Here is a 24,385-nt window from a genome sequence, read left to right as displayed (position 1 = left end):
CCGGTCGTCGGTTGTGAGTTACTCATGTGTTGTGTGTCGGTGTACTCGGGTCGTCGGTTGTGAGTTACTCATGTGTTGTGTGTCGGTGTACTCGCCGTGACCGTGCGTGCGATCATCGGCCGGCCGGGTGTCCGTGCGGGACCGCCGACGACTGTGGTGGTCATAGGTATCCCCACCCATGATGCAAATCTACATTGGCTTCTACTCGTTCTATCGGATAAAGATTCGTGTTTGTTCGAGCGTGTGCCCGACGAAGGGAACGCGCCGGGCTACCGGAGCAGTTTCTCTCTGCCGGGGTCGAACAACGGTTCGTCGCGCACAGTGGCGTCGTACGTTTCGCCCTCACACAGGAGTTCGACGGCGGTTCCGGCATCGGCGTATTCGGTGGGCAGGTACGTGTAGGCGATGGATTCACCCACGCTGTAGCCGTAGTCGCCAGCTTGGACGTAGCCGAGAGTTTCGTTGTCCTTGCGGACCGGTCGCCCGGCGAGGACACGGTCGGCCGCGTTGTCGAGTGTCACGGGCGTGATCCGGCCGTCGACGCCCGCCTCACGGGTCCGTTCGAGGGCGTCGCGTCCGATAAAGTCGGTGTCCGTATCGACCGCGAAAGAAAGGGCCGCGGCGACGGGGTTGGTGTCGGTGTCGATGTCGGTCCCCCAAAGCCGGTACCCCTTTTCCAAGCGCATGGATTCGAGTGCGCCGCCCCCCATCGGCCGTACGTCGAGATCTTGGCCCGCCTCCCACAGCGTTTCCCACAGGCGTGCGCCGTACTCGACGGGTGTCCACAGTTCCCAGCCCAGTTCGCCGACGTACGACACCCGGAGCGCGATGGCGGGCACGTCGCCGACGTAGAGGCGCTTGGCGCTGAAGTACGGGAACGACTCGGCGGAGACGTCGGCCTCCGTCACCCGCTGGAGCAGGAGCCGTGATTTCGGTCCCCACAGGCCGACGGTCGACTTCGCGCCCTCCTCGACGGTGACAGAGACGGTATCGGGAGCGTGGGACCGCAGCCACGAGCCATGGATGCCCGGCGAGTTGCCGCCGCCGGTCGTCACCATGAACTCGTTGTCATCAAGGCGGACGACGGTCACGTCGGCGAGGATATTTCCCCCCTGGTTCAACAGGAGGGAGTAGCGGACCCGTCCCACGTTCATATCGACATCGTTGCTACACACCCGTTGGAGAAAGCCGGCGGCATCGCTCCCCTCGACGCTGATCGAGGTAAAGGACGTCATATCGAACATGGAGACGTGTTCGCGTGTGTGGAGGTGTTCGGCTCCCTCGATGGGCGAGCGATTGATCGCCGCCCAGCCGTCCTGGTCGGGGATGCGGTCGGCGTACCGCTCCACGAGGTCGGCGTTTGAGTCGTACCACTTCGGCGACTCCCAGCCGCCCGACTGGACGAACTCGGCGCCCAGGTCGCGTTGGTGGCTGTGGAAGGGGCTCCGTCGCAGGCCGCGGTGGTCGTCGGGCTGCCAGCCGGGGTCGACGATGCTGTACACCTGCCGGTACTGCGTCGCGCCGCGGTCGACGAAGTACGGCTTACTGCCGGCGTGCGGTTCGAACCGTTCGACGTGGATACCGCCGGTGGGGACAGGGCCGGACGGGAGGCGTGGGACGCCGGTTTCCATCCACTCCGCGAGGAGTTTCCCGTAGCCGCCGGAGTGGGTCCACCAGATGGCGAGAGCGGTCCAGAGACCGTCGACAGCCGCCGTCTCGCCGATCAACGGCATCCCGTCGGGGGTGAACACGAAGATCCCGTTTTCGGTCGTCTCGAACTCGAGGGTCTCGGTGACCGGGAGCAGTTCCTCGAAGGCCCGCTTCGCCGAGGTGTCGCGGTCGGGGTGGGTCGCTCGCTCCCAGTGGCGGTCGGTGAAATCGCGAACCGACGCCTGCCGCCGCTCGGTGTTCGACCCCATCGCGTCGGGGTCGACCGAGAGCGTCTCGTGGTTGTACGAGCCAAGACCCAAGGCGTCGCCGTGAGTGCGGAAGTACAGCGAGTGGTCCTGATCACGGCCTACGGGACGGGACGGGGCCCTCCCCATGGCGTCGGCGATGTCCCGGTCGCCCGGAACGTCCATCCCGTCGGTGTCCACGCGGGTCCCCGAGTCGACGCCGGCCAACTCCGACAGCGGTTCGGTGACGGTGTACTGGTGTTCGACGGGCGCGATGGGGAGGTCAAGGCCGGCCATCTTCCCGGTCCGGTAGCCCCAGTTGTTCGTCGCGATCACACACCGGTCACAGTCGATCCGGCCGCGGTCGGTCTCGACGGCGGTCACCGTCCCGCCCGTCACATCGAGGTCCGTCACCGAGGTGTGGCCGTGGAAGTCGGCCGCCGACTCCTCGATATACCACTGGAGGGCGGCGACGCCGTCGACACGACCGTCCGTCGGGGAGTAGTAGCCACCGAGGATGGCGTCCTCGTCGACGAGCGGCAGATGGTCGGTGACCTCCGCGGGCGTCAACAGTTGGGGATCGGGGAGGCCGTAGGCCGTCGCGTGTTCGACCCGCCGCTGGAGAAAGTCCATCCGTTCCTTGGACCGGGCGACTTCGATCCCGCCCACCTCGTCGTACACCCCGGCGTCGTCAAGGAGCCGGCTCGTGTAGTGGGCCGTCTTCGTCATCAGCTTCGACGGCGACGTCTGGAACATGATCCCCGGTGCGTGGGTGGAGGAGCCGCCGGTGACGGGGAGTGGCCCCTGATCGACGACAACGACGTTCTCGGCACCGAGCTCCGAGAGGTGGTACGCGACGCTACAACCGACCGCACCGGCACCGATGACGACGGTCCGGGCCGACGAGGGAAGTTCTCCGCTCATCTAAATCAGCGGCTCCTCGCGGACGGTCGCAGCGTACTTTCGCCCCTCGTAGAGGATCTCCACGTCGGTTCCCGGCTCCGCGTACGACGGCGGGAGGTAGGTGTACGCGACGCAGGCACCGACGGAGTAGCCGTACTCCGCTGAGTGGACATAGCCGAGCGCCTCGCCGGTGTCGGGGTTGAGCACCGGACGGTCTGCGAGGATCGCCGCCTCGGGATCATCGAGGGTCAGGACCGCTACCTCGTGGCGGATGTTGTCGCCGTTTGCCGCCGAGGCGACGGGCCCTTTCCCGATGAACTCGGTCTCGAGATCGACCGCGAAGCCGAGGCCGGCCTCGTAGGGATTGTGTTCCGTGTGGAGATCCTCGCCCCACAGCCGGAACCCCTTCTCGATGCGCAGGGAATCGAGCGCACCGTTGCCGTACGGTCGGATATCGTACGCCTCGCCGGCGTCCATGATGTGCTCCCAGAGCGTCTCGCCGTACTCGGAGGGGGTGTACAGTTCCCACCCGAGTTCGCCCGCGTAGGAGACCCGCAACGCCGTGACGGGGACGTTCTTCACGTAGAACTGCTGGCTCGTAAAGAAGGGGAAGGCGTCGTCCGAGAGGTCGGCGTCGGCGACCGTCGAGAGAACGTTCCGTGCATCCGGTCCGGTACAGACCATCGCCGCTAGGCTGGAGGTAACGTCGTTGACCACCACATCGTCGGGCGATTGTTCACGGACCCACGCGACGTGGTTGTTTCCCACCTCGCGGCCCGTCGTGAGCAGGAGGTACCGGTCGTCGTCCGTTCGCGTCACCGTGATATCGGCGCGGACGCCGCCCGCCTCGTTGCACATCAGGGTGTAGCGGATCTGTCCCACGTCGAGGTCCATGTCGTTTGTACAAAGCCGCTGGACGAACGCGCCGGCCTCGGAGCCGACGGCCTCCATCTTGTTGAACGCGGTCATGTCGTGGAGACCGACGTGTTCGCGGACGTGGATGTGTTCGGCCCCTTCTATCGGCGACCAGTAGTTCGCCTCCCACCCCTCGCGGTCGGGAATGCGGTCGCCGTAGCGGTCGACGAGGTCGGCGTTCGACTCGAACCACTGTGGCTCCTCCCATCCGGCGGAGGCCCACAGTTCCGCGTCGCGTCGCTCATGTGCGTGGTACATCGGCGTGCGCCGGATGTCCCGTTGTTCGTTCTCCCACACCCACTTGGGATGCATGATGTTGTAGACGATTCGGTACTCCTCGCCGCCGATGTCGCGGGTGAAGTCCCACGACCCTTCGTGGGCGTCGAACCGGTTCACGTCGCAGTGTGCGAGGTCGATCGGTCCGTCGGGGAGGCGGGGGATGCCCGTCTCCATCCACTCCGCGAGCGCCTTGCCCGCGCCGCCCGCGTGGGTGATCCAGATCGCCGAGGCGACCCACAATCCGTCGTGACCTTGGACCGGCCCCATGATCGGCAGGCCGTTGGGCGACTCGGCGAACATCCCGTTGTATTTGAACTCCAGTTCGGTGTCTTTTGTCGCGGGGATGAGTTCGTCGCTGGCGGTGCGGGGCGCCTTGTTCGGCCGATCCGGGTGCGTCGCCTCGTTCATGAACCGCTCGGTGAAGTCATGGACCGAGGCCTGGTTTCCGTCGGGGTCGTTCCCGCCGAGGTCGTCCGGGTCCGGCACGACGGGGTCGTGGTTGTACGACCCGATGCCGTAGGAGTCGCCATGGGTCCGGTAGTACATCGCGTTGTCCTGGTCGCGCAGGATCGGACGGTCGGGGTTCGCGAGCAGACGTCGTGCCTTCTCGCCGGAGACGTTCTCGTAGCCGTCGTACAACGGGTGGTCGGTGACGTCCCCATCGTTGTCGGCGAGTTCGTCGAGGGATTCGGTCATCGTATACTGGTGTTCGACGGGTGCCACCGGCAGGTGGACGTCCAGTTTCTCGCCCAGTTGCCGGGCCCAGATGTTCGTCGCGACCACCACCTCGTCACACGAGACTGAGCCACGCTCCGTGACGACCGCCTGTACGTCACCGTTATCGTCGAGTTCGATGTCCTCGGTCCGCGTATGCGGGACGAAGCTCGCGCCGCCGTCCATCGCCGCCCGAGCAAGCGCGTCGCAGGCGACGACCCCTGAGGCCTGCCCGTCCGTCGGGGAGTAGTAGCCACCGAGGATGGCGTCCTCGTCGACAAGCGGCAGGTGGTCGGTCACCTCCGCGGGCGAGAGCAACTGCGGGTTCTCTATGCCCCATGCGGTCGCGTGTTCGACCCGCCGCTGCAGAAAATCCATCCGTTCTTCTGTCCGGGCCACCTCGATGCCTCCGACCTCCTTGTACGCCTGCTGGCCGTCCCGGCCTTCGAGTGCGGAGTACAGTTGTCGGCTGTAGTCCGCGAACTTCGAGAGTACCTTCGGTTCGGCCGTCTGGAACATAATGCCCGGCGCGTGCGTCGACGACCCACCCGTCGTCGGCATCGGTCCCTGATCGACGACGACGACGTCTTCCCGTCCCAGTTCGGTCAGTTGGTACGCGACGTTGCAGCCGACGATTCCGGCACCGACGACGACGGTGCCGGCGTCGCTCGGAACCGTGCTTGCGCTACTCATACCGAAACACACCGGCCACGGCGTCTTATATCCACACCTCAGCGACGACACCCATTTATATACTGGTGGGATGAGCGGCCGATGAGGGATCATCGGTGTGGCTCCCGGCCGGGTTCGCTGGGACCCGATCCGGCGGGGGTATTTATACGTCCGAGATAGCTGAGGTCTACGCTTATGCGGACGGAGCGTCGTGTGTACATACGATGACAGACGACACCCATCCGAACCACCCGGAGATCGACCAGTCCGACCGGACACTCCCGCGGAACCTGCGCCAGACGGGGGACCCGGGCATCGAAATGCTCGTGTCCACGCGCGTTCGCAAATCACCGTTTTTCGACAAGTCGTTCAACGAGGAGGGGGCGTGGCGATGCACCGTCTACAACCGAATCTACCACCCGCGCGGGTTGGTCGAACCGGAGGATGGCGGAGCGATGGCCGAGTACGAGGCGCTCACCGAGAGCGTGACGCTGTGGGACGTGGCGGTCGAGCGCCAGATCCGCGTAAAAGGCCCGGACGCAGAGGCGCTCACGAACCACGTCATCACGCGGGACGCGACCGGGATCGAACCCATGCACGGAAAGTACGTCATCCTGTGTAACGAGGACGGCGGCATCCTGAACGACCCGATCCTTCTTCGGGTCGACGACGACGAGTTCTGGTTTTCCATCTCGGATTCGACGCTCATGCAGTGGCTCCAGGGCGTCAACGTGGGTATGGACTTCGACGTCGAGATCGACGAGATCGACGTCGCACCGATGCAGATCCAAGGGCCGCTCTCGGAGGACGTGATGGTCGAGGTCGTGGGCGAGGAAGTGAGCGACATCCCGTATTATGGCCTGATGGAGGCCGAGATCAACGGCTGCCCGGTGTTGGTGAGCCAGACCGGCTTCTCCGGCGAGAAGGGGTTCGAGATCTACGTCGAGGACGCGACCGAAAACGCGGAGCAGGTCTGGGACCCGGTTATGGAGACGGTCAAAGACCACGGCGGCCGACAGATCGCGCCGGGGCACCACCGCCGGATCGCGGCCGGGATCCTCTCGTGGGGCCAAGATATGGACCACGAGACCTCGCCGTTCCAGGTGAACCTTGGGTACCAGGTGCCCGACGACAAGGAGGCCGACTACATCGGCAAGAAGGAACTCGAACGCCAGCAGGAGCTGATCGAGAACGGGGAGTACCCATTCAACCTCAAACTGGTCGGGCTGAAGATCGCCGGGGAGCCGATCCGGGACTACGCGCCGGACTTCTGGATCGTCTCGGACCCGGACACCGGCGAGGAGTGTGGCTACATGACCTCGCCGTGGTGGAACCCGGACCTCGAGACAAACATCGGTCTCGGCTTCGTGCCGGCGGAGAAACTGCAAGCCGAGACGGACGCGGACCTGAACGACGAGGTCTACGAGGAGGATCTGGATCTGGAGTTTGCGGTCCATCTCCCCGACGAGTACGCGGAGGAGTCGAACGAACCGGCCTTCGCGACGGTCGCAGAGGTGCCGTTCAAGGAGTCGGTAAACCCGAGCGCCCGCGAACAGGCGAAACTGAACGCGCGACCGGACGCGGGAGAGTGACTCCCCGACAGTCATAACGGTCGCGCGACCTAACCACCAACAATTCCGGATCACCGATATGTCTCTCACTACACCGAAACCAGCCGATGGCGCATCGACTCTACTCAGCGACCCCCGGTACGAACTGATGCCCTTCGACAGCTTCGACGGGCAGATGGAACGGCTCCCCGAGGGAGCCGAAATCGCCATCACGGCCTCCCCACAGCTCGGCCTCGATGCGACCGTCGAGTGGTCGGAGCGGGCCGCCGATCGCGGGTACACGCCGGTCCCACACGTCGCCGCGCGGTACGTCCGGGACAACGACCATCTCGACGAGGTCGCCGGCCGACTCGTCGACGCGGGAGTCACCGACATCTTCGTTCCGGGCGGCGACCGCGAGGATCCCATCGGTGAGTTCGAGTCGGCCCACGACCTGCTCGTTGCGCTCGACGACCTCGGCTACGCGTTCGACGAGGTGGGCATCACCGGCTATCCCGAGGGCCACGCCTTTCTCGACGACCGGGAACTCGCCGACGCGATGGAAAAAAAAGCACCATACGCGACCTACATCACGACACAGCTCTGTTACGATCCAGCGGCGATCCGTGAGTGGATCAAGCGGCTCCGCGACCGCGGGATCGACCTCCCCGTCGAGGTTGGGGTTCCGGGCGTCATGAAGTATCAAAAGTTACTGAACATCTCACAAAAGGTGGGTGTTGGTGACTCGGTTCGATTCCTGCGGAAAACGAGCGGGATCCTCGGGTTCGTTCGACAACTGGTCGGGTCGCGTGGGAAGTACACACCCGACGACCTCGTCGACGGACTGGCTCCCTACGCGGATGACCCCGAGTACGCGATCCGGGGGCTCCACGTCTACACGTTCAACCAGGCGGCCGACACCGAGTCGTGGCGTCGGTCCCGTCTGGACGGATAGCCGGCTTCAAGCCTCGAAGCCGACCGAACTGCCGGCGTTTGTCGACAGCCGGATGTTTTCGTCGTCTTCAGTCCGTATAACCGAACGGATGATAACGACAGATTAACCCCCACACGTGAGACAGGTCAGAGATTTTGAGCCCCGATTACCGACGTGACCGTACATGACCCGGTGGAACAACGGCACTGATCGCGTACCCACCGTGAGCCCCGACATCACGGACGAGACAAACGCCCTCCCGGCGAGATACCTCACCGACCCGGACGTGAAGATGGAAAAGGAAAAGATCTTTTCGCGGTACTGGGTGTACGCGGGTCACGCGAACTGCGTTCCCGACCCCGGGGACTACTTCACCCGGGCCGTCGGGGACAAGCAGGTGATCGTCGCACGGGACGAGGATGGTGCGGTTCGCGCGTTCTACGACGTCTGTGCCCACCGCGGGTCGAGGATGGTCGACGACACGCCGGTGACCGATCCGGGCAACATGGGGCGGATCCGGTGTCCGTCCCACCTCTGGACGTGCAACCTCAACGGCGACCTGCAGAGCACGCCGCGGAGCTTCGAGGAGACAAACCTCAACCCGAACCTCGACGATTCGAGCGTCTCGGGGGTCGATCCCGACGAGAACGGACTGATGGAGGTCACCACCGACACCATCGGGCCGCTGACCTTTCTCAACTTCGCCGACGACCCGCCGTTGTCACTCGCCGAACGGGCCGGGACGCTGCAATCCAGGCTGGAGTCGCTCCCGTCCGCGGAGTACGAACACGCGCGACGGTACGTCTCGGAGGTCGAGTGCAACTCGAAGACGTTCGGGGGAAACTACTCCAAGTGTGACCACTTCGAGGCGGCCCACCGGGAGTGGATCACGGGGATTCAACTCGACGAGTCGGAACTGGAGGTCAACGACTACCACCGGGTACTCCACTACACCGACGAGGCGGACGTTGAGGACGAACTCCGAATCCACGACGAACACGAGGCACAGTTCCAGTACTTCTGGCACTCCACCCTCAACACGTACGGGACGGCCGACGGCTACGGCACGTACATCATCGACCCGATCGACGAGAGTCGGTTCCAGTTGATCGCCGACTACCACTTCGCGGACCCGGACCTCAGCGAGACCGACGCGGAGTTCATCCGCACCAGCCGGCGACTCCAGGAGGAGGAGTTCGAACTGGTCGAGCGTCAGTACGAAGCACTGCGGTCCGGTGCGCTCGCACAGGGCCAACTGGGCTCCAACGAACATATACTCCACCGGTTCCACCGGCTGGCACAGGAGGCATACAACGCATGACGACTCCCGAGAACGCGTCCGTCGCCGGGTGTCCGGACTGTGCCGAACAGGTCGTTACGAACGCTCCCAACGATGTCGTGGCGTTTTACCGATGCCACCACGCGGTCACGGGCCACGACGTGGCGTGGGAGCGGTCCCCCGACACCGCCGACGTTCCGGCGACGGCAGAACTCACGGACACCACCGACCGACTCGCCACCGACACGGGCGGCGCGCCCTTGTGCGCTGTCAGCGCCGCCATGAGCCGACGCGGTTGGACCGTGGGTGAGACGCTCTCGGCGGTCCACGACCATCGACTGGCCGGCGAACTCTGGGAGCCGCGGGACGATCACGTCGGCGTCGTTTGATCGAAAGCGGATCGTCACGAACCGCTGTCGGGTGGGAGTTCGGTCGCGATCATGAACGTGGAACACCGGGCGAGGGGGGCGAAATCGGTGAGGGCCCGGTGTATCGGGGGGCGCCACCGTCGACGCGGGTCTCACCCGTGACGGTCACGACTCCTCGATGAGTGTGCGCTCGACGAGCCGCGACGTGCCCCGTCGGATGCGGCCACCGACGGCAGTAGGCGAGATGTCGAGTTCCGAAGCCAGTTCCTCAAGCGATGTGCCCCGCGGCTCCTCGAAGTAACCCGCCTCGTAGGCGGCGAGGAGCGCGTCACGCTGGGCGTCGGTCAGGCCAACGCCGTCGACGGAGACATCATCGAGGCTGTAGATATGGTCGATGTGGAACTCGATGCCCACCCGGTCGCAGTACTCCCAGAGGTCGCCGAGCGCCTCGCGGTCGGGGAGTTGCACCCGAACCGACCACCCCGTGTCGGTGCCCTCGGCTTCGAGCATGAGTCCACCCATCTCGGTGGTGATCGGTGAAATCAACTTCGTGTCCGGGGCGTGCCGGAGGCGGTAGATCCGCGTCGTGGCCGCCTCGGCGACGAGCAGTGAGGCCTCGACGGTGTGATCCCGTTCTAGCGCCGCTTCGAACGCGGGAAAGTCGTCGGTCTCGACGAGAAAAAAGAACATCCCCGTCTCGGGGTCGGTCGCGGTGTGGGAGACGACCTGTACGGACGCGTCGGTCGACCGGATCGACGGCGTCAACGCGAGGTCGGGGTGGTCGATCTCCAGCGCGGCGATAAGGCTCATCGAGCCCTCCGTTGGGGACGGCACGCGGTCGAAAGACCGACCGAGCGTTCCACGACCGTGACGTCCTCGTCCATGTCCATGATGGGAGAACGGACCGCCCTTAACCGTTCTGGAGGTGCGGACGACGGCTTTTCCGCCTCCGGTGGCTCTTTTGGGGGTGCAACGACACGTCGGGGTATGGATCTCGGACTCGACGGCGACGCGGCACTGGTGTCGGCGTCAAGCAGTGGACTGGGGAAAGCATCGGCGACTGCGCTCGCGGCCGAGGGCGCGGACGTGGTCATCAACGGTCGCGACCCGGATCGGCTCAACGCCGCTCTCGCGGACATCCGCGAGGCAGCGACCGGCGAGGTGGTCGGCGTCCCGGGAGACATCACCGACCCCGACGACACGACGCGGCTTGTCGACCGGGCCGTCGAGGAGTTCGGCGGCCTCGACCACCTCGTGACAAGCGCCGGCGGCCCGCCGAGCGGTCCCTTTCTCGACACCGACGACGAGGACTGGTACGACGCCTTCGACCTGCTGGTGATGAGCGTCGTGCGGTTGGTCCGGGAGGCGACGCCACACCTGCGCGACGGCGGAGGGACGGTCACCACCGTCACCTCCGGAAGCGTCAAGGAGGCTATCGACTCGCTCGTGTTGTCGAACTCGGTCCGGATGAGCGTCGTCGGACTGGAGAAGACGCTCTCGGCGGAACTCGCCCCCGAGGTACGGGCCAACACGGTGTTGCCGGGGAGCCACGAGACCCCCCGGATCGAGGAACTCGTCGAACAAGGGGTCGACCGCGGCGACTACCCCGACTACGAGGCCGGAATCGCGGAGTGGAGCGCCGGCACCCCGATGGGACGGATCGGCCAACCCGAAGAGTTCGGCGACGTGGTCGCCTTTCTGTGTTCGGACCGGGCGAGTTACGTCAACGGGGCCGCCATCCCGGTCGATGGCGGCGCCCACGCCTCGAATCTCTGAACCGGGGACGGGAACTTTATGTTGCGGTGGTGGTTTCCCACCGGAGACGGCATGATATTAGGACTGTCGGGCGAACTGGTGTCGGTCGTGTTGTTTCTCGTCGGCGTCGCCATCGTCGTCGTGAGCGTCGAGGCGTTTATCGAAGCCGTCGCCGAGGGAGCGCTGGCACTCGGGGTGTCGGGCTTTTTTCTCACCGTCGTTCTCGCGGGAACCGACCTCGAAAACGTGGTGCTCGGTATCGTGGCGGCGGCCGACGACCTGCCGGACCTCGCACTCGGCACCGTCTTCGGGGAGGCGTTGTTTATTCTCGGGGCCGCCGTCGGCATCGCCGGCGTTCTCGTCCCCTTCGAGACAACGGTACCCCGAAACTATCTCGGGCTGATGACCCTCGCCCCGTTCCTTTTTTTCGGTCTCGCGCTCGATGGAACCCTTTCGCGTTTCGACGGGGTCGTTCTCACCGCGACGTTCGTTCCGTACCTCGTGATCGTCTACCTGCTGGAACGGTCGAGCGAGACACAGTATCTCTCGGCCGAGGACGTCGAAATCAGGGAACGGGAGCGAGAACGGGGGGAGCGAGAACGGGGGGAGCGAGGCGTCGAGGAGGAGGACGAGTGGTTCGAGTTCGACATGGATCTGGACGTGGATGATTTCGTGGAGGAACGGGTTCCGGAGCGGTACGAGGGGCCGGCCTTTGTCGGAATCGCCGTCGTCGCGGCCGTCGGTATGACGGTCGGCTCCGAACTCGCCGTCTCGGGCGCGGAGGATCTGCTGGCGTTGCTTGGCGTGACCGGACTCGCCTTCGGCGCGACGGTGATGAGTTTCATCGCGTCGCTGGAGGAACTGTTTCTGACCGTCGAACCCGTCCGGCGGGGGCGACCCGAGATCGGCGTCGGCAACGTCGTCGGGAGTATGCTCTTTTTCGTCAGCGCGAACGTCGGGCTGATCGCGATGGTCCGCCCCCTCGACACGACGGGGACGGTGCTGACCGTCCACTGGCCGTTCTTTTTCCTGGCGCTCGGTGTCGTGACCGTCGCCTTTCTCCGTGGAAAGGTCGGTCGGCCGACGGGGGTCGTTCTCCTCGGCGCGTACGTCGCGTACTGGGGTGGAAACTTTTTGTTGTGAAAGGGTCGACCCGCCGAACTGCGGCGGCGGTTACTCCCCGATCGGCACGCCGCTGAACATGACGAGCGCGATGACCCAGTAGGCGACGTAACAACCCCCGAGGAGGTAGCCGTGCCAGCGCTTCACCTCGCCCTCCCAGAAAAAGTAGGCTGCCAGCGTGGTGACGAGAATCATCGCCGGGAGGTGGAATGTCAGCACGGACGGCGAGATGCTCACCTCGCTGAGAAACATGATGACGCCGATGTTGCCCGTGACCGAGAACAGCACGCTTCCGATAACGTTACCCACGCCGATCTCGGGGAAGCCACGGCGGACCGGTTCGATGGTGAGCAGGAGGTCCTCACCGGTCAGCAACAGGGTGAGAAAGGTCGCGCCAAAGACCGTCCCTGAGATGCCAAAGCCCTCGATAACGACCTCGGAGCCACCTTCAAGCAGCATGGCGGCGAAGACGATGCCGACGAGTGCGACGATAGAAAGGACGACCCACACGATCCCGGAGTCGGCGAGATCGCCGAGGATGCGGTCCTCCGGGATGTCCTCCATCGACTCCGGTCTGGCCATACCGCCGTCCGGTTGCAGTTCCTTCCCGAGTTCCGTGTCACGGAACACCGGCACCTCCCGTTGGCGCTCCCGGACGACAAAGTAGCCGAAGGCGAGCACGAAGAAGGTGGTCAGAATGATTCCGTGGATGAACGTGAGCGTTCCGAGCAACACGAACGGAACGAGAATCAACGGCGCGAGCGCGAAGATGACAACGTAGTCGGTCGGGAGATCGACCGGGAACGGCTTGACGATGGCGGCCACGGCGAGCGTGATGCCGATGATCGCCAGTCCGGTCCCGAGCGCCGTCCCGAGGGCCGCCTCCTCCAGTCCACCGCCCGAGAGCACGAGTGCGAGAATCGTGTCGTCGAACTCGAAGCCGGTGAACACGATGGCGAGTGCAAACAACGACAGCTTCATGTTGATCGACGCGCGGGCGAGGTAGCTGATGAGTTTCTCCGTCGAGACGGTCAGTAACGCGATGCCGCCGAGCAACACGAAGACGGCACCGATCGTCCCCTGTGCCTCGATGAATCCCTCGATCGCGCCCTCGATACCGCCTTCCTCCTCTTCGTCTTCTTCACCCGCTTCGCCTTCTTCACCCGCTTCGCCTTCTTCACCCGCTTCGCCTTCTTCACCCGCTTCGCCTTCTTCACCGCCACCCTCTTGAGCGCCGACGAGATCAACCGGACCGCTCACACCGAGGTCGTCCCCAACGGCGGACACCGCCGGAGAAGCGACGGCAAGCGACAGTAACAACACGATACCGACAACCATCAGCATTCGAACCATAGAACGGCGAAAGGAGTGGACTATTATGTAGGTTTGTACGCGGGTATCGGTGTACGTTGAATTATTATACACGCAGACGGGTTCGACGTGCCGGTCGTCAGTCTGAGGACGATTCGGCCCCGTCGACGTCGTCCGCGTGGAGCAGAAACATGGGATCGGGTTCGGGCGATGCCCGGAGTTCGATCCGTTTCGTCAGCCGGTAGTACTTCCGTCGGCTGGTCCGGTAGCTCTCGACGATACCCGCCTCCTCGAGCGTCGAGAGGTGGTGGACGGCCGTTTTACCGTCCATACCGACGCGGTCGGCGAGTTCGGAGACATACCGGGGTTCGGTCGCCAGTTCGCGGATGATCTGCAGTCGTGCCTTACTCCCGAGAACGTCGAACAAAGACATCGATTACGGGTCCGTTCGAGACGCACACTCTTATACTCCGTACCACATTACACACTCCATGGCCGACCTGCCGGACGCAAACAACGGCACCAGAACCGTTACCGACGGCTACTTCGAGCGAGAGGTGCGCCTCTCCAGAACGTCGACCGCGGCGTTTCTCCGCGACCTGGCCGACCAAATAGAGAACGAACCGCGACTCACCATCTCCACCGACGAGTGGGAGATCCCCTTCGAGTTCGACGAACCGATCGAGGTCGAGGTCGAGTTCGTCGGCGAGACCCACCGCCAACTGGAACTCGAACTCGAGTTCGAGTGGTCGCCGCCGGAGGACAAGATCGACATTAGTTAATAAACGTTTTACCGGAATTCTTATTCCGGTCGTGTCCCCACGTCTGCTCATGAGACGGACAGCGACGAGACGACGGTTCCTCGTGGCGGCCGGTGCGACCGGGGCGGCGGGGCTTGCCGGCTGTCTCGGGGGCGGCGGGACCGGTGCCGATGCCGGCGGCACCGACACCGACACCGACACCGAGGCCGGGACGGGAGAGCCGACCGGAACGACGACGGGAACGCCCATCCCGGGCGACTACTCGCTGCTCCTCAACTGGAAGCCGAGCGGTCTCCACGCCCCCTACTTCGCCGCGAAGGCAAACGGGTTCTACGACGAGGAGGGCTTGTCGCTGGCCGCGATCGAGACCGGTGAGGGGTCGACGTTTTCGGCAAAGCAGGCGGGACTGAGCAACGTCGAGTTTGCGATCAGTAGCAGCGATCAGGTGGTCAACATCAACAGCCGCGGCCTCTCGCCACAGTCCGTGGGCGTCGTGATGCAAAAGAGCCCGGCGGTGGTGTTCTCGACCCGAGAGACGTTCGGCGGCGAACTGACGAGCGTGGACCAACTCGCGGGCAAGACCGTCGGCACCGGACCGGGGATGGTCAGGGTGCTCACGACCCTGCTGTTGGAGGACGCGGGGATCCGCGGCGAGGTGGAGATGGTCGATACCGGCTACGACACAGTCCAGCAACTGCTCTCGGGGGAAATCGACGCCGCCGGCGGCGTCTTCGGCGACGCGATCAGCGCGGAAGCACAGGGGTACACGGTCGACAGCATCGCCGTCGGCGACACCGTCCCCTCCTACGGTCACGTGGTGGCGGCCGAGCGTGACTGGGCGGCCGGGAACGCCGAGGCGGTCCGGGCGTTTCTCCGGGCGACCGCTCGCGGGGCCGCGTGGGCGCAGTCGAACCCGGGCGATGCGACCGACGCGCTGATCGACGCCAACGGTGTTCTCGAGGAGTCGCGGGGCCAGCAACGACAGAAGTGGGAGACCATGGCCACGGAGTTCATGACCGGCGACGTGGTGGCCGAACACGGCTGGGGATGGAGCGAGAACGAACCGTGGCAGGTGGTCCACGACGCGCTCGCCGACACCGCCGCCCTCGACGGCGAGGTCGACCCGGCCTCGGTCTGGACCAACGAGTATCTGGACACGGGGTACGAATACATCGGGTCGTACACCGACACAGTCTGATGGCGACCTCCGATGAGCAGCTTCCGGGCGTCGAGACACCGGCGGTGAGCGGCGGCCGTCTCCGGCGGCTCCTGACGCGGGTCTGGCCGCCCGTTCTCGTTCTCGGCGTTATCCTCGCCTGCTGGCAGTGGTACGTGGCGGTGAGCGGCGTTCCGTCGGTGATCCTGCCATCGCCCGCCGACGTGGTGGCGGCGGGTATCGCGGGCCGGGCGACGTTGTTCTCGGCCGCGGCGACCACGGCGCTAACGGCCGGACTCGGACTCGGCGGCGGGGTCGTCGTCGGCCTCGGGCTCGCGTTCGCGATGGTCGGGTCACGGACCGCAAGCGCCGTGTTCCACCCCTATCTGGTCGCGCTCCGCATCGCGCCACTGATCGCCATCGCACCGCTTGTCTTTCTCTGGATCGGCGACGGCCTTCTCTCGCGGGCGCTTCTCGTGTCGACGATGACGGTGTTTCCCGTCGCCGTGGCGTCTGTCGACGGTCTCCGGGCGGTCCCCCGGGAGTACACCGATCTGGCCCGGTCGGTCGACGCACCGCCGATCCGAACCTTTCTCAGGATCCGGATCCCCGCGGCCGCACCGAGCGTGTTCGCTGGCGTGAAACTCGCGGCGGCGCTCGCCGTCGTCGGCACCGTCGTCGCGGAGTTTCTCACTCTCCAGTCCGGGATCGGTTACCAACTGTTCGACAGCGCGGAGTACCTCGATACGAGCACCACCTTCGCGGCGCTCGCGACGCTTGTCGGTCTCGGTCTCACCTTCTATCTCGTCCCCGCGGCGGTCGAGCGGCGGTTCGACTGGGGCTGACTACCGCCACGCGACGGCGCGATAACACAACGAGACACCGCCGTACAACAGAAGCCCCATCGGGAGGAGAACGGCGAGCGACGCCAGCATCACGTCCACCTGAACGTTCTCGGAGGCCACGAGGATGAGCGAGCCGAGGCCGTCGTTCGAGAGGATCCACTCGGCGACGACGGCGCCGACGACGGCGAGCGTGACCGACTGTTTCACGCCCGCGAACACGTCCGGGAGGGCGTGGGGGAGGCGGACCGAAAGAAAGGTCCGGATGGGGTCGGCGTCGACCGACCGGAGCAGATCGAGATGCGAGTCGGGCGCTCGGTTCAACCCCGCCGCGGTGCCGACAACGACGGGGAAAAAGACGATCAACGCGACAAACAGGACCGCCGTGCCGAAGCCGACGCCGAGATAGATGAGGAGGATGGGGGCGATTGCTATCTTCGGGAGAACGCGAGCGGCGACGAGGTACGGGTAGATCGCCCGCCTGAGCAGCGACACCTCGCTGATGACGAGGGCGAGAACGAAACCGGTCGCGATACCGGTGGCCCCGCCGATGGTGATCTTCCGCAGGGTCTCGACGGCGTTGGAGAGGTACAGCCCGGGGTTCTCGGCGAGGCGAGTCCCCACCGCGACGGGTGAGGGAAGAACGTACGGCGGGAGCGCGAGAACGGCGGTCAGTCCCCACCAGCAGGCAACGGCGGCAACGAGTCCCGACACGGGGAGAACGACATCGGGAAAGGGAACCCGGCTGGCGACGCTCATTCGTCACCGTGGAGCGCTTGACGCACCCGTGCCACCTGTGTTCCGAAGGCTTCGGAGCCAAACACCGATTCGTCCCGAGGACGGGGCAGGTCGATATCGAACTCGCCGACGATCCGGCCCACCCCGTCGTCGGTGGTCGCGCCGGCGGTCGGGGTCGTGCCCGACACGACGAGGCAACGGTCGGCGAGAAAGACCGCCTCGGGCACGCTGTGGGTGACGAACACCACGGTCTTGCGGTTCTCACGCCACAGACGCAGAATCTCGACGCCCATCTCGTCGCGGGTGATCTCGTCGAGTTCGCCGAACGGTTCGTCCATGAGCAACACGTCGGCACCGAGGTGGATGGCACGGGCGATGGCGACCCGTTGTTTCATCCCGCCGGAGAGCTCCGACGGGCGGGCGTCCTCGAAGCCGTCGAGTCCGGTCGTCGCCAGCAGGTCGCGTGCGCCCTCCGGATCGGGGTCTTTCCCCGCCATCTTCCGGAGAAACGTGATGTTCTCGAGCGCCGTCTTCCACGGTAGAAGGGTGTGATCCTGAAACACGAAGCCGAGGCGGGCGGCCGACTGTGCGGCCTCCGGGGTGTCGCCGTCGACACTGACACGCCCGGTCGTCGGCGATTCGAGACCGCCGATGGCCCGCAACAGCGTGGTTTTGCCACAACCGGACGGGCCGACGACCGTGACGAACTCGCCGTCGTCGATGTCGAGCGAGACGTCGTCGAGAGCGACCAGGTCGCCGTAGGTGACCGACAGGTTCTCGACGCTGATCATGGTCATGGTTCCAACACGCCCGCCTGACCGAGTGCGACCCGGAACCGTTGCCACGTTTCCTGGGAGTGCCATCCCCAGCCGTGTTTCTCGACGGCGTCGCCACCGGTGAAGCGGTCAAGCGCCTGCTCCAGTTTGTACTGCTCCGCGGCCGGCGAGTCGTCGGCGCGCCCGTCGAGTGCCTTGACGGCGGCCTCGGGGTCAACCGTCGCGTCGGTCCACCCGCCCATCGTTCCCTGCAGAAACCCTCGGAGCGCGGCCGGACGGTCACGGAGCGTTTCTCGGCGAACGACCAGCGCGGGGCCGGGAACCGGGAACTGGTCGGCCACCAGCACCGAGTCCACGTCGTGGCCCTCCGCTTCGAGTTCCAGCGGGTCGGTGAACACGCCGGTCGCCACGTCAGCGCCGCCGTTGAGCAGCGCCGTCCGTTCCTCGCCTTTCGCCGGGACGACGGTCACATCGTCGACAACGCCGGCCTGTGAGAGAAAGAGTCGACCGAGCGTGCCGGTTTCCGAGCCGTCGGGCATGATGACCCGACGGCCACGGACGTCCTCAATGCTACGGAGCGGCCCGTCGAAGGCCGACCGTGTGGTGTACAGCACGACCATCGCACGCTGGTAGTACAGCGCCAGCGGCACCAGCTCGTGACCGGCGGCGTGTCCCCGGAGGAGCGTGGCCGCGCCGGTGAGACCGATGTCCACGTCCCCGTCAGCCACGGCCGACAGGGCCGCACGGGAGCCCCGACAGCCGGTGAAGGTCACGTCGACCCCGTGGTCGGCGTACGTCGACGCAAACAAGGGTGCGTGGAGGCCGTTGGGGTTCCAGTTGAGCCCCACCTCGATCGGGTGGGTGTGTTCGGTCGACTCGGTGGGGTCGACGTCGACATCGATGTCGATGTTGTCGCCGAGCGTGGCGGCGACGGTTGCCGCCTGTTCGAGCAAGGCCTCTGCGTGGAGACGTCTGACCCGAGCGAGCGTTTGGTCGCAGTCGGCGCTGGCACGCCAGCCCTTGGGCGGCCGACCGGGGGCCTCGCTGTCGACGGTCGTCTCCTCGACGAGACCGAGGTCGGTGAGCGTCGACAACACGTCGGAAACCCGTCCCCGGCCCGAGTCGACGCCGACGCGGACGGCGAGACGGGAGGCGACCTCACCCGAGAAGCGGTCGGAGCCCTCGCGCCCGACCAGGTAGGCGAGTACGCGTGCTGCCTCGCGGTCGAATCCCATGGCGAACGCCTCGACGGTTCGTTCGTCCTCGTCGCCGAGAACCGGGAACTCTCTCACCTGCACGGCAACAGATTGTCGTCCGGAGTATATAAACTACGCGTGGCGGTGACCCGTCGGTGCCCTTTCGCGCACGCGGTCCGTGCGTGGAAGTCACTGACTTGAATGCATCAGCTTTAACCGATTCAGGTCAAAGATCATGTTGATGGTTTCAAAAGAGCCGAAAGAAGTCCTGTCCCGGCGGAAATTCGCAGCGGCACTCGGCGGCGTCGCGGTCACCGGCCTTGCGGGCTGTTCCGGTGGCGGCGGTGGTGGCGACGGCGGCGACGGCGGCGACGATCCGACGGAGACGGCAACCGACGAACCGACCGCAACGGAGACGGCGACCGAGGAGCCGACGGCGATGGAAACAAGCGAGGCGGACGCGTCGATCGCCGTGGGGCCGGGCGGCAGCCTCCAGTTCGAACCGGCAACGACCGCGGTCTCACAGGGAGACACCGTCGAGTTCGTTTTCGAATCCGGCGGTCACAACGTCGCGGGCCACCCCGACGCGGCGAGCGATGTGTCGATCCCGGACGGTGCGGAGCCGTTCGCAAGCTACGACATCTCCGGTGACGACATCAACCACGTTTCGCTCAACGAAGCCGGAACGACCTACCAACACACCTTCGAGACGACCGGTGAGTACACGTACGTCTGTGTTCCACACGCCGCGTCCGGGATGGTCGGAACGATAACCGTCAGGTAAAGGCGACGTTCGCAAGCGGCGTGTGAACGCCGTTTTCGGACCCAGCCGCGTTGTATCTTATACACTCATATTTAATCAACGTCTTAATTCGTGAAACATAGCGACAAGTTAAATATAGACAACCCCCTTGATACTGATGGAGTGGTATGGCATGTCGCAATATGTAAATGACGGAATGCCCGAGATCGATCAAGAGGATCGACGGCAGTTCCTCAAGGTCGTCGGGTTGACCGGCGCAGTGGCAGCAGGTAGTGAGTTCACCCTGAGCGATCTCAGGGGCGAAGTAGAAGGCGAAGCGGCGGGGGAACTCGCCGCGATGGGCGAGGCCATTCGTGAGGACCTTGCCGGCGAACTCAGCGCCGGTCTCCTCGGGAACGAACTCGCCGCCCTCGAGGGACAGATCGAGCGCCTGCCCGAACTTCGGGCGATGGGTGTCCCTGCCGAGGACAGCACAGAGTACCAGCAACTCGCCGAGCCCGGTTTGGCTATCCACGAGCATCTCATCGAGGTTGGCTTCTTCGAGAGCGCCGAGGAACACCTACCGGAGTTCACCCCCGAGCATATCGGGGCTACGGCGCGTGAGTTCATCAACACGGGCGTGCTCGCCGGCGCGCTCAGCGAACTCGGGTACAGCGAGGCGGAACTGACCTCGACGGTCGTCAACGTCGTCAACAACAAAGAACGGCTGGCCATGTGGGTTCCCACCACGGAGATCCCGGCCGGCGTCGAAGGGTTCGACCCAGGAAACATCGCCCCGCTCCAACAACGAGCGGCCGCCGGTGTGCTCCTGTGGACGGACTACCTCGACACGTACCTCTGGCAGAACGAGGTGCTTCTGACCGAGACGATTCTCGACAACAACTACGGCGACCTCAAGCAGATGTACGCCGGCCTGCACCTGTTGGCCAGCGCTGCCGAGGACCTCGCCGGCGCTCAGGAACTCTCCGACGCACAGCTCACCGCCGCCCTCTCTGCGGGTGCGGCGATGATGATCGTTGGACAGGAAGACCTGACGAACGACGTGATGCGCATCACGGACGAAATGCGCGCTCCATCTGCTCTGAGGTGATAACGTATGGCTAGTATTCACGAACGCGACGAAGCGGTAAAAGCGGCACAGAACATCGAGATGGTGGAGGTTGAGGACGGGTATACGCTGACGAACCTGCCCGACGAATCCATCACCCAGCAGTTCGACATCGATCAGATCCCCGAGCGTGACGTTACCCAGGAGGATCTGACCGCCTCCGCAAAGGAGGATCCGACGAACTGGCTGATGTACGGTGGCGGCTATCAGCAGCAGCGATACACGTCCGCCGACGTCATCACGCCGGACAACGTCGACGGTCTCGAACTGGAGTATCTGGTCCAGAGCGGTGTGTCCTCCAGCATGGAGGGTGTGCCGATCGTTGTGTCCGGCGATCCGCCGGTCATGTACCAGACGAACGGTCCGAACCACATGAAGGCGATCAACGCCCGGACCGGTGAGACCCTGTGGAGTTACACGTACGCGAACCCGCAGGGACTCCTTCTCTGTTGTGACGCGAACAACCGTGGTGCCGCCGTCCACGGTGACAAGGTGTACATGACCACCCTCGACTCCGGTATCGTGGCGCTCGACCGCTACACCGGCGAAGAGGAGTGGTACGCCTCGACCGGCGACCACGAGATCGGGTACTCCGCGACCTGGGCGCCCATCGTCTACGACGGGCAGGTCATCACCGGCTCCGCCGGTGGCGAGTACGGTGTCAGTGGCTTCGTCGCCGCGCTCGACCCCGAGAGCGGTGACGAGATGTGGAAGACGAACACCACGCCCGCAGAGGAGTGGGCCGGTGACTCGCAAGAACACGGCGCCGGCACCGTCTGGATGACGCCGACGCTCGATCCCGACAGCGGGAAGATCCACGCGCCGGTCGGTAACCCCGGTCCGGACTTCGACGGCACGGTCCGTCCCGGTCCGAACCGATTCACCATCGGCACGCTGACCCTCGACGCCAACGACGGCTCCATCAACTGGCACTACGGCGAGAGCCCCCACGACGTGTGGGACTACGACTCCTCGGCGACCAAGATCCGTGTCAACGACATGGAGATGGACGGCGAGACGCGCGACGTCGTTCTCAGCCCGGGCAAGACGGCCTGGGAGTACACCATGGACGCCGAGAACGGTCAGCTTCTCGAGCGGTCCGAGGAGACGACCCAGCACATCAACATGTGGAAGATGGTCCCGCACACGGACGAGGACCGTCGGGTCGCCTTCGTGCCGGGCGCACACGGTGGCAACGACTGGCAGCCGCCGTCGTACAGCCAGGAAACCGGCCTGATGTACATGAACCAGAACAACGCGCCACACGAAATCTTCTGGGAAGAGGCGCAGTACGAGGCCGGCCAGACCTACTGGGGCGGCGGGCTCAACGACTGGCCCGACGTCGACGCGCCGGAGGGCTGGAACGGCAACCTCAGCGCCATCGTCGCGGTCGATCCGTCCACCGGCGAGCGTGTCTGGCGTGACTGGATCTCCCAAGAGACGACGAGCAATTACCTCTGGGGCGGCTCCATCACGACCTCGACCGGCCTGATGTTCACCGGCACACAGAACGGGAACATCGTCGCCTACGACGGCGAGAACGGCGACCGCCTCTGGCAGTTCCAGCTCGGCGCGCCGATCTGTTCCTCGTTGTCCAGTTGGTACGACCCCGGCGAGGGCAAGCAGTACGTCGCGGTCCAGGTCGGTGGCTCCGGTTGGCTCCACGGCGGCCGTCGTGGCTCCACCGTCGCCGTCTTCGGCCTCAGCGAGTAGCGACCCCACCCGCCTTCCTCGTTTTTTCACCGCCGGCAGCGTCGCGGCCGTTACCATGAGTATAGGACTCACGGGTGTATCCCGTAATTTTATCTAACATGGGGTTCACCGTGAGGGTATGGCGACACGAAGAAAGTTCCTGATCGGTGCCGCCGCGGCGACGACCGGTCTGGCCGCAACGACCGGATCCGCGAGCGCCCAAGCACAGACGTTCGAACTCGAATTGACCGATCAAGGGTTCGTCGGTCAAGCGCCCTCCGGCATCGAAGGCACGACCAACCCGACCTTGGCGGTCGAGGCTGGCAGCCAGTACACCATCGATTACACGGTGAGTTACGTACCGGAACTCCAGGGGCTGCCGGGACGACACAACATGACGCTCCGGACAGAGGACGGAACCCTCACCCGGAGCAACTACGTCTTCGATGAAGGGAACTCCCAGAGTGTCAGTTTCGAGGCGACGAGCAACCTCACCACGTGGGGCTGTGAGGAACACTCCTACGTGTTCGAGGGCGAAATCGAGGCGTCGTTTGAAGACTACCCGGCCGAGGGGGGTCAGTTCGACGTCTCCGGCGGCGACATGGACAGCGGCGACGGTGGCGACGGCGGCGATATGGACAACGGCGACGCGACCGACACGCCAATGAGCGGTGGCGACGGCGGCGACGGCGGCGACGGCGGTGACGGCGGCGACGGCGGCGACGGCGGCGAGGAAACGTCCGGCAACGGACCCGGCTTCGGCATCGGTGCGGCTCTGACCGCGATCGGTGCGGGTGCGTACGGCGCGCTCCGTCGTGGCAGCAGCGACGAGTAGTCGACACGGCACACAGCTTTTTTCGAGGGCCGATCCGTATCAAGGAGCGATGCGTACCCAACTCAGCGGCATCGGGGATCGCCTGCGGCGGCCGGAGTACACCGGTGAGAATCGGTGTATGCCGTGTACGGTCGTGAACCTGTGTCTCGCCGTCGCCGCCGCGGCGGTCGTCTCGGTCGGTCTCGGCCCGGTCGGGGGCGTCGTCGTTCTCGTGGGCGCGGTCGGAGCCATCTACTTCCGTGGGTATCTCGTCCCGGGGACGCCGATGCTCACCGTGCGCTACTTTCCGCCGTGGCTTCTCGAACTGTTCGGCAAGGAGGTCGACCTCCGGAAGACGTTGGAACCGGTCGAGGGAACGGCCGTTCGGGCGACCCCGGAGGGCGGCCGACTCGTCGACTCGTTCGAGACCGCGTGGGACAACCGGATCGAGCGGATGCGTGAGGCGGGCGTCACGGAGGATGACGTGGCGCGACTCCTCGGCGTCCCCGAGACGTCAAGTGTCCCCGGCGACGTGGCGTACGTCGTCGACGGCGGTCTCAGACGGTGGCTCTCGGAATCGGCGTTGCTCGCCGACGCCGCGGCCGCGGCGGTGCTCGAAACGGATGGCGGCGCGGCGTGGGCGTCGCTTGACCCGGACTCGCGTGTGGCGACGCTTCGCGACCTCCGAAAATACCTGACCTACTGCCCGCGCTGTGACGGTGCACTCGACAACGAGGAAACCGAAACCGTCGAGACCTGTTGTACCGAGTCCGAACGCGTGTTGATGGCGACGTGTGCCGACTGCGGCGTCCGGTTGATCGAGGACTTGGACGACCGCTAGT

Annotated in this window: 22 protein-coding genes; 14 read left to right on the top strand and 8 right to left on the bottom strand. The window is 65.1% G+C overall.

The features are described 5' to 3' along the window. Positions 1-269: 269 nt before the first annotated feature. Both Q0925_RS05980 and Q0925_RS05975 read right to left on the bottom strand, forming a co-directional pair. Positions 270-2,819 carry a GcvT family protein gene (locus Q0925_RS05980; protein ID WP_299332833.1) on the bottom strand — a complete coding sequence of 850 codons (2,550 nt, stop codon included), beginning with the start codon at positions 2,817-2,819 and terminating at the stop codon, positions 270-272. Next, positions 2,820-5,399: a GcvT family protein gene (locus Q0925_RS05975; RefSeq protein ID WP_299332830.1), complete on the bottom strand. Its 2,580-nt coding sequence runs from the start codon at positions 5,397-5,399 to the stop codon at positions 2,820-2,822. Between the two features lie 203 nt (positions 5,400-5,602). Here Q0925_RS05975 and Q0925_RS05970 point away from each other — a divergent pair, with 203 nt between their 5' ends. The 4 genes from Q0925_RS05970 to Q0925_RS05955 all read left to right on the top strand — a co-directional run bounded on the left by Q0925_RS05970 (position 5,603) and on the right by Q0925_RS05955 (position 9,530). Beyond that, positions 5,603-6,970: an aminomethyl transferase family protein gene (locus tag Q0925_RS05970; RefSeq protein ID WP_299332827.1), complete on the top strand. Its 1,368-nt coding sequence runs from the start codon at positions 5,603-5,605 to the stop codon at positions 6,968-6,970. Positions 6,971-7,028: 58 nt separating this feature from the next. Continuing rightward, positions 7,029-7,883, top strand: coding sequence for a methylenetetrahydrofolate reductase (locus Q0925_RS05965; protein WP_349254392.1), 855 nt, complete (start codon positions 7,029-7,031; stop codon positions 7,881-7,883). A gap of 163 nt (positions 7,884-8,046) precedes the next feature. Beyond that, the gene (locus Q0925_RS05960) at positions 8,047-9,183 is read left to right on the top strand and encodes an aromatic ring-hydroxylating dioxygenase subunit alpha (protein ID WP_349254391.1); all 1,137 of its coding nucleotides are present in this window, start codon (positions 8,047-8,049) and stop codon (positions 9,181-9,183) included. Then, positions 9,180-9,530, top strand: a complete 351-nt coding sequence (locus tag Q0925_RS05955) for a hypothetical protein (protein ID WP_299332818.1) — start codon at positions 9,180-9,182, stop codon at positions 9,528-9,530. Before Q0925_RS05960 ends, Q0925_RS05955 begins: the two co-directional genes overlap by 4 nt. 144 nt (positions 9,531-9,674) lie before the next feature. Here Q0925_RS05955 and Q0925_RS05950 read toward each other — a convergent pair whose 3' ends face one another. Next, complete coding sequence (locus Q0925_RS05950) at positions 9,675-10,319, bottom strand: helix-turn-helix domain-containing protein (protein WP_299332815.1); 645 nt, start codon at positions 10,317-10,319, stop codon at positions 9,675-9,677. A gap of 177 nt (positions 10,320-10,496) precedes the next feature. Here Q0925_RS05950 and Q0925_RS05945 point away from each other — a divergent pair, with 177 nt between their 5' ends. Together Q0925_RS05945 and Q0925_RS05940 are read left to right on the top strand one after the other, a co-directional pair. Next, complete coding sequence (locus tag Q0925_RS05945; RefSeq protein ID WP_299332812.1) at positions 10,497-11,285, top strand: SDR family oxidoreductase; 789 nt, start codon at positions 10,497-10,499, stop codon at positions 11,283-11,285. Positions 11,286-11,336: 51 nt separating this feature from the next. Beyond that, positions 11,337-12,407 carry a sodium:calcium antiporter gene (locus Q0925_RS05940; RefSeq protein ID WP_299332809.1) on the top strand — a complete coding sequence of 357 codons (1,071 nt, stop codon included), beginning with the start codon at positions 11,337-11,339 and terminating at the stop codon, positions 12,405-12,407. A gap of 30 nt (positions 12,408-12,437) precedes the next feature. Here Q0925_RS05940 and Q0925_RS05935 read toward each other — a convergent pair whose 3' ends face one another. Continuing rightward, complete coding sequence (locus Q0925_RS05935) at positions 12,438-13,739, bottom strand: sodium:calcium antiporter (RefSeq protein ID WP_299332806.1); 1,302 nt, start codon at positions 13,737-13,739, stop codon at positions 12,438-12,440. Between the two features lie 97 nt (positions 13,740-13,836). Next, positions 13,837-14,130, bottom strand: coding sequence for an ArsR/SmtB family transcription factor (locus tag Q0925_RS05930; RefSeq protein ID WP_299332803.1), 294 nt, complete (start codon positions 14,128-14,130; stop codon positions 13,837-13,839). A 58-nt stretch (positions 14,131-14,188) separates the two neighbouring features. Here Q0925_RS05930 and Q0925_RS05925 point away from each other — a divergent pair, with 58 nt between their 5' ends. The 3 genes from Q0925_RS05925 to Q0925_RS05915 are packed head-to-tail and all read left to right on the top strand — an operon-like array spanning position 14,189 to position 16,459. Continuing rightward, positions 14,189-14,479, top strand: a complete 291-nt coding sequence (locus Q0925_RS05925; protein WP_299332801.1) for an amphi-Trp domain-containing protein — start codon at positions 14,189-14,191, stop codon at positions 14,477-14,479. Positions 14,480-14,528: 49 nt separating this feature from the next. Continuing rightward, positions 14,529-15,656 (top strand): ABC transporter substrate-binding protein, encoded by a 1,128-nt coding sequence (locus Q0925_RS05920; RefSeq protein ID WP_299332798.1) that lies wholly within the window; start codon positions 14,529-14,531, stop codon positions 15,654-15,656. Next, complete coding sequence (locus Q0925_RS05915) at positions 15,656-16,459, top strand: ABC transporter permease (protein WP_299332794.1); 804 nt, start codon at positions 15,656-15,658, stop codon at positions 16,457-16,459. Before Q0925_RS05920 ends, Q0925_RS05915 begins: the two co-directional genes overlap by 1 nt. On the opposite strand, the gene Q0925_RS05910 is transcribed toward Q0925_RS05915, so the two are convergent. The 3 genes from Q0925_RS05910 to Q0925_RS05900 are packed head-to-tail and all read right to left on the bottom strand — an operon-like array spanning position 16,460 to position 19,268. Then, on the bottom strand, positions 16,460-17,215 hold the full coding sequence (locus tag Q0925_RS05910) for an ABC transporter permease (protein WP_299332791.1): 756 nt from the start codon (positions 17,213-17,215) through the stop codon (positions 16,460-16,462). It lies immediately after the preceding gene. Further along, positions 17,212-17,985: an ABC transporter ATP-binding protein gene (locus Q0925_RS05905; protein ID WP_349254393.1), complete on the bottom strand. Its 774-nt coding sequence runs from the start codon at positions 17,983-17,985 to the stop codon at positions 17,212-17,214. The genes Q0925_RS05910 and Q0925_RS05905 overlap by 4 nt, the downstream gene beginning before the upstream one ends. A gap of 2 nt (positions 17,986-17,987) precedes the next feature. Then, positions 17,988-19,268, bottom strand: coding sequence for an ABC transporter substrate-binding protein (locus tag Q0925_RS05900; RefSeq protein WP_299332782.1), 1,281 nt, complete (start codon positions 19,266-19,268; stop codon positions 17,988-17,990). Positions 19,269-19,407: 139 nt separating this feature from the next. Between Q0925_RS05900 and Q0925_RS05895 the strand changes: the two genes are divergently transcribed. The 5 genes from Q0925_RS05895 to Q0925_RS05875 all read left to right on the top strand — a co-directional run bounded on the left by Q0925_RS05895 (position 19,408) and on the right by Q0925_RS05875 (position 24,384). Further along, on the top strand, positions 19,408-19,950 hold the full coding sequence (locus Q0925_RS05895) for a plastocyanin/azurin family copper-binding protein (RefSeq protein WP_299332777.1): 543 nt from the start codon (positions 19,408-19,410) through the stop codon (positions 19,948-19,950). Between the two features lie 175 nt (positions 19,951-20,125). Further along, positions 20,126-21,019, top strand: a complete 894-nt coding sequence (locus tag Q0925_RS05890) for a hypothetical protein (protein WP_299332774.1) — start codon at positions 20,126-20,128, stop codon at positions 21,017-21,019. 6 nt (positions 21,020-21,025) lie between these two features. Then, entirely contained in the window at positions 21,026-22,750 is a 1,725-nt protein-coding gene (locus Q0925_RS05885) for a pyrroloquinoline quinone-dependent dehydrogenase (RefSeq protein ID WP_299332770.1), read from the top strand. Between the two features lie 118 nt (positions 22,751-22,868). Further along, positions 22,869-23,564, top strand: a complete 696-nt coding sequence (locus Q0925_RS05880) for a PGF-CTERM sorting domain-containing protein (protein ID WP_299332767.1) — start codon at positions 22,869-22,871, stop codon at positions 23,562-23,564. 49 nt (positions 23,565-23,613) lie between these two features. Further along, positions 23,614-24,384, top strand: coding sequence for a hypothetical protein (locus Q0925_RS05875; RefSeq protein ID WP_299332764.1), 771 nt, complete (start codon positions 23,614-23,616; stop codon positions 24,382-24,384). Position 24,385: the final 1 nt, after the last annotated feature.

Origin of the sequence: Haloplanus sp. (assembly GCF_028275055.1) — an archaeon.
Taxonomy (GTDB): domain Archaea; phylum Halobacteriota; class Halobacteria; order Halobacteriales; family Haloferacaceae; genus Haloplanus.
Note: the sequence above shows the minus strand (reverse complement) of the source record. Positions and strands in the feature narration are given on the sequence as shown.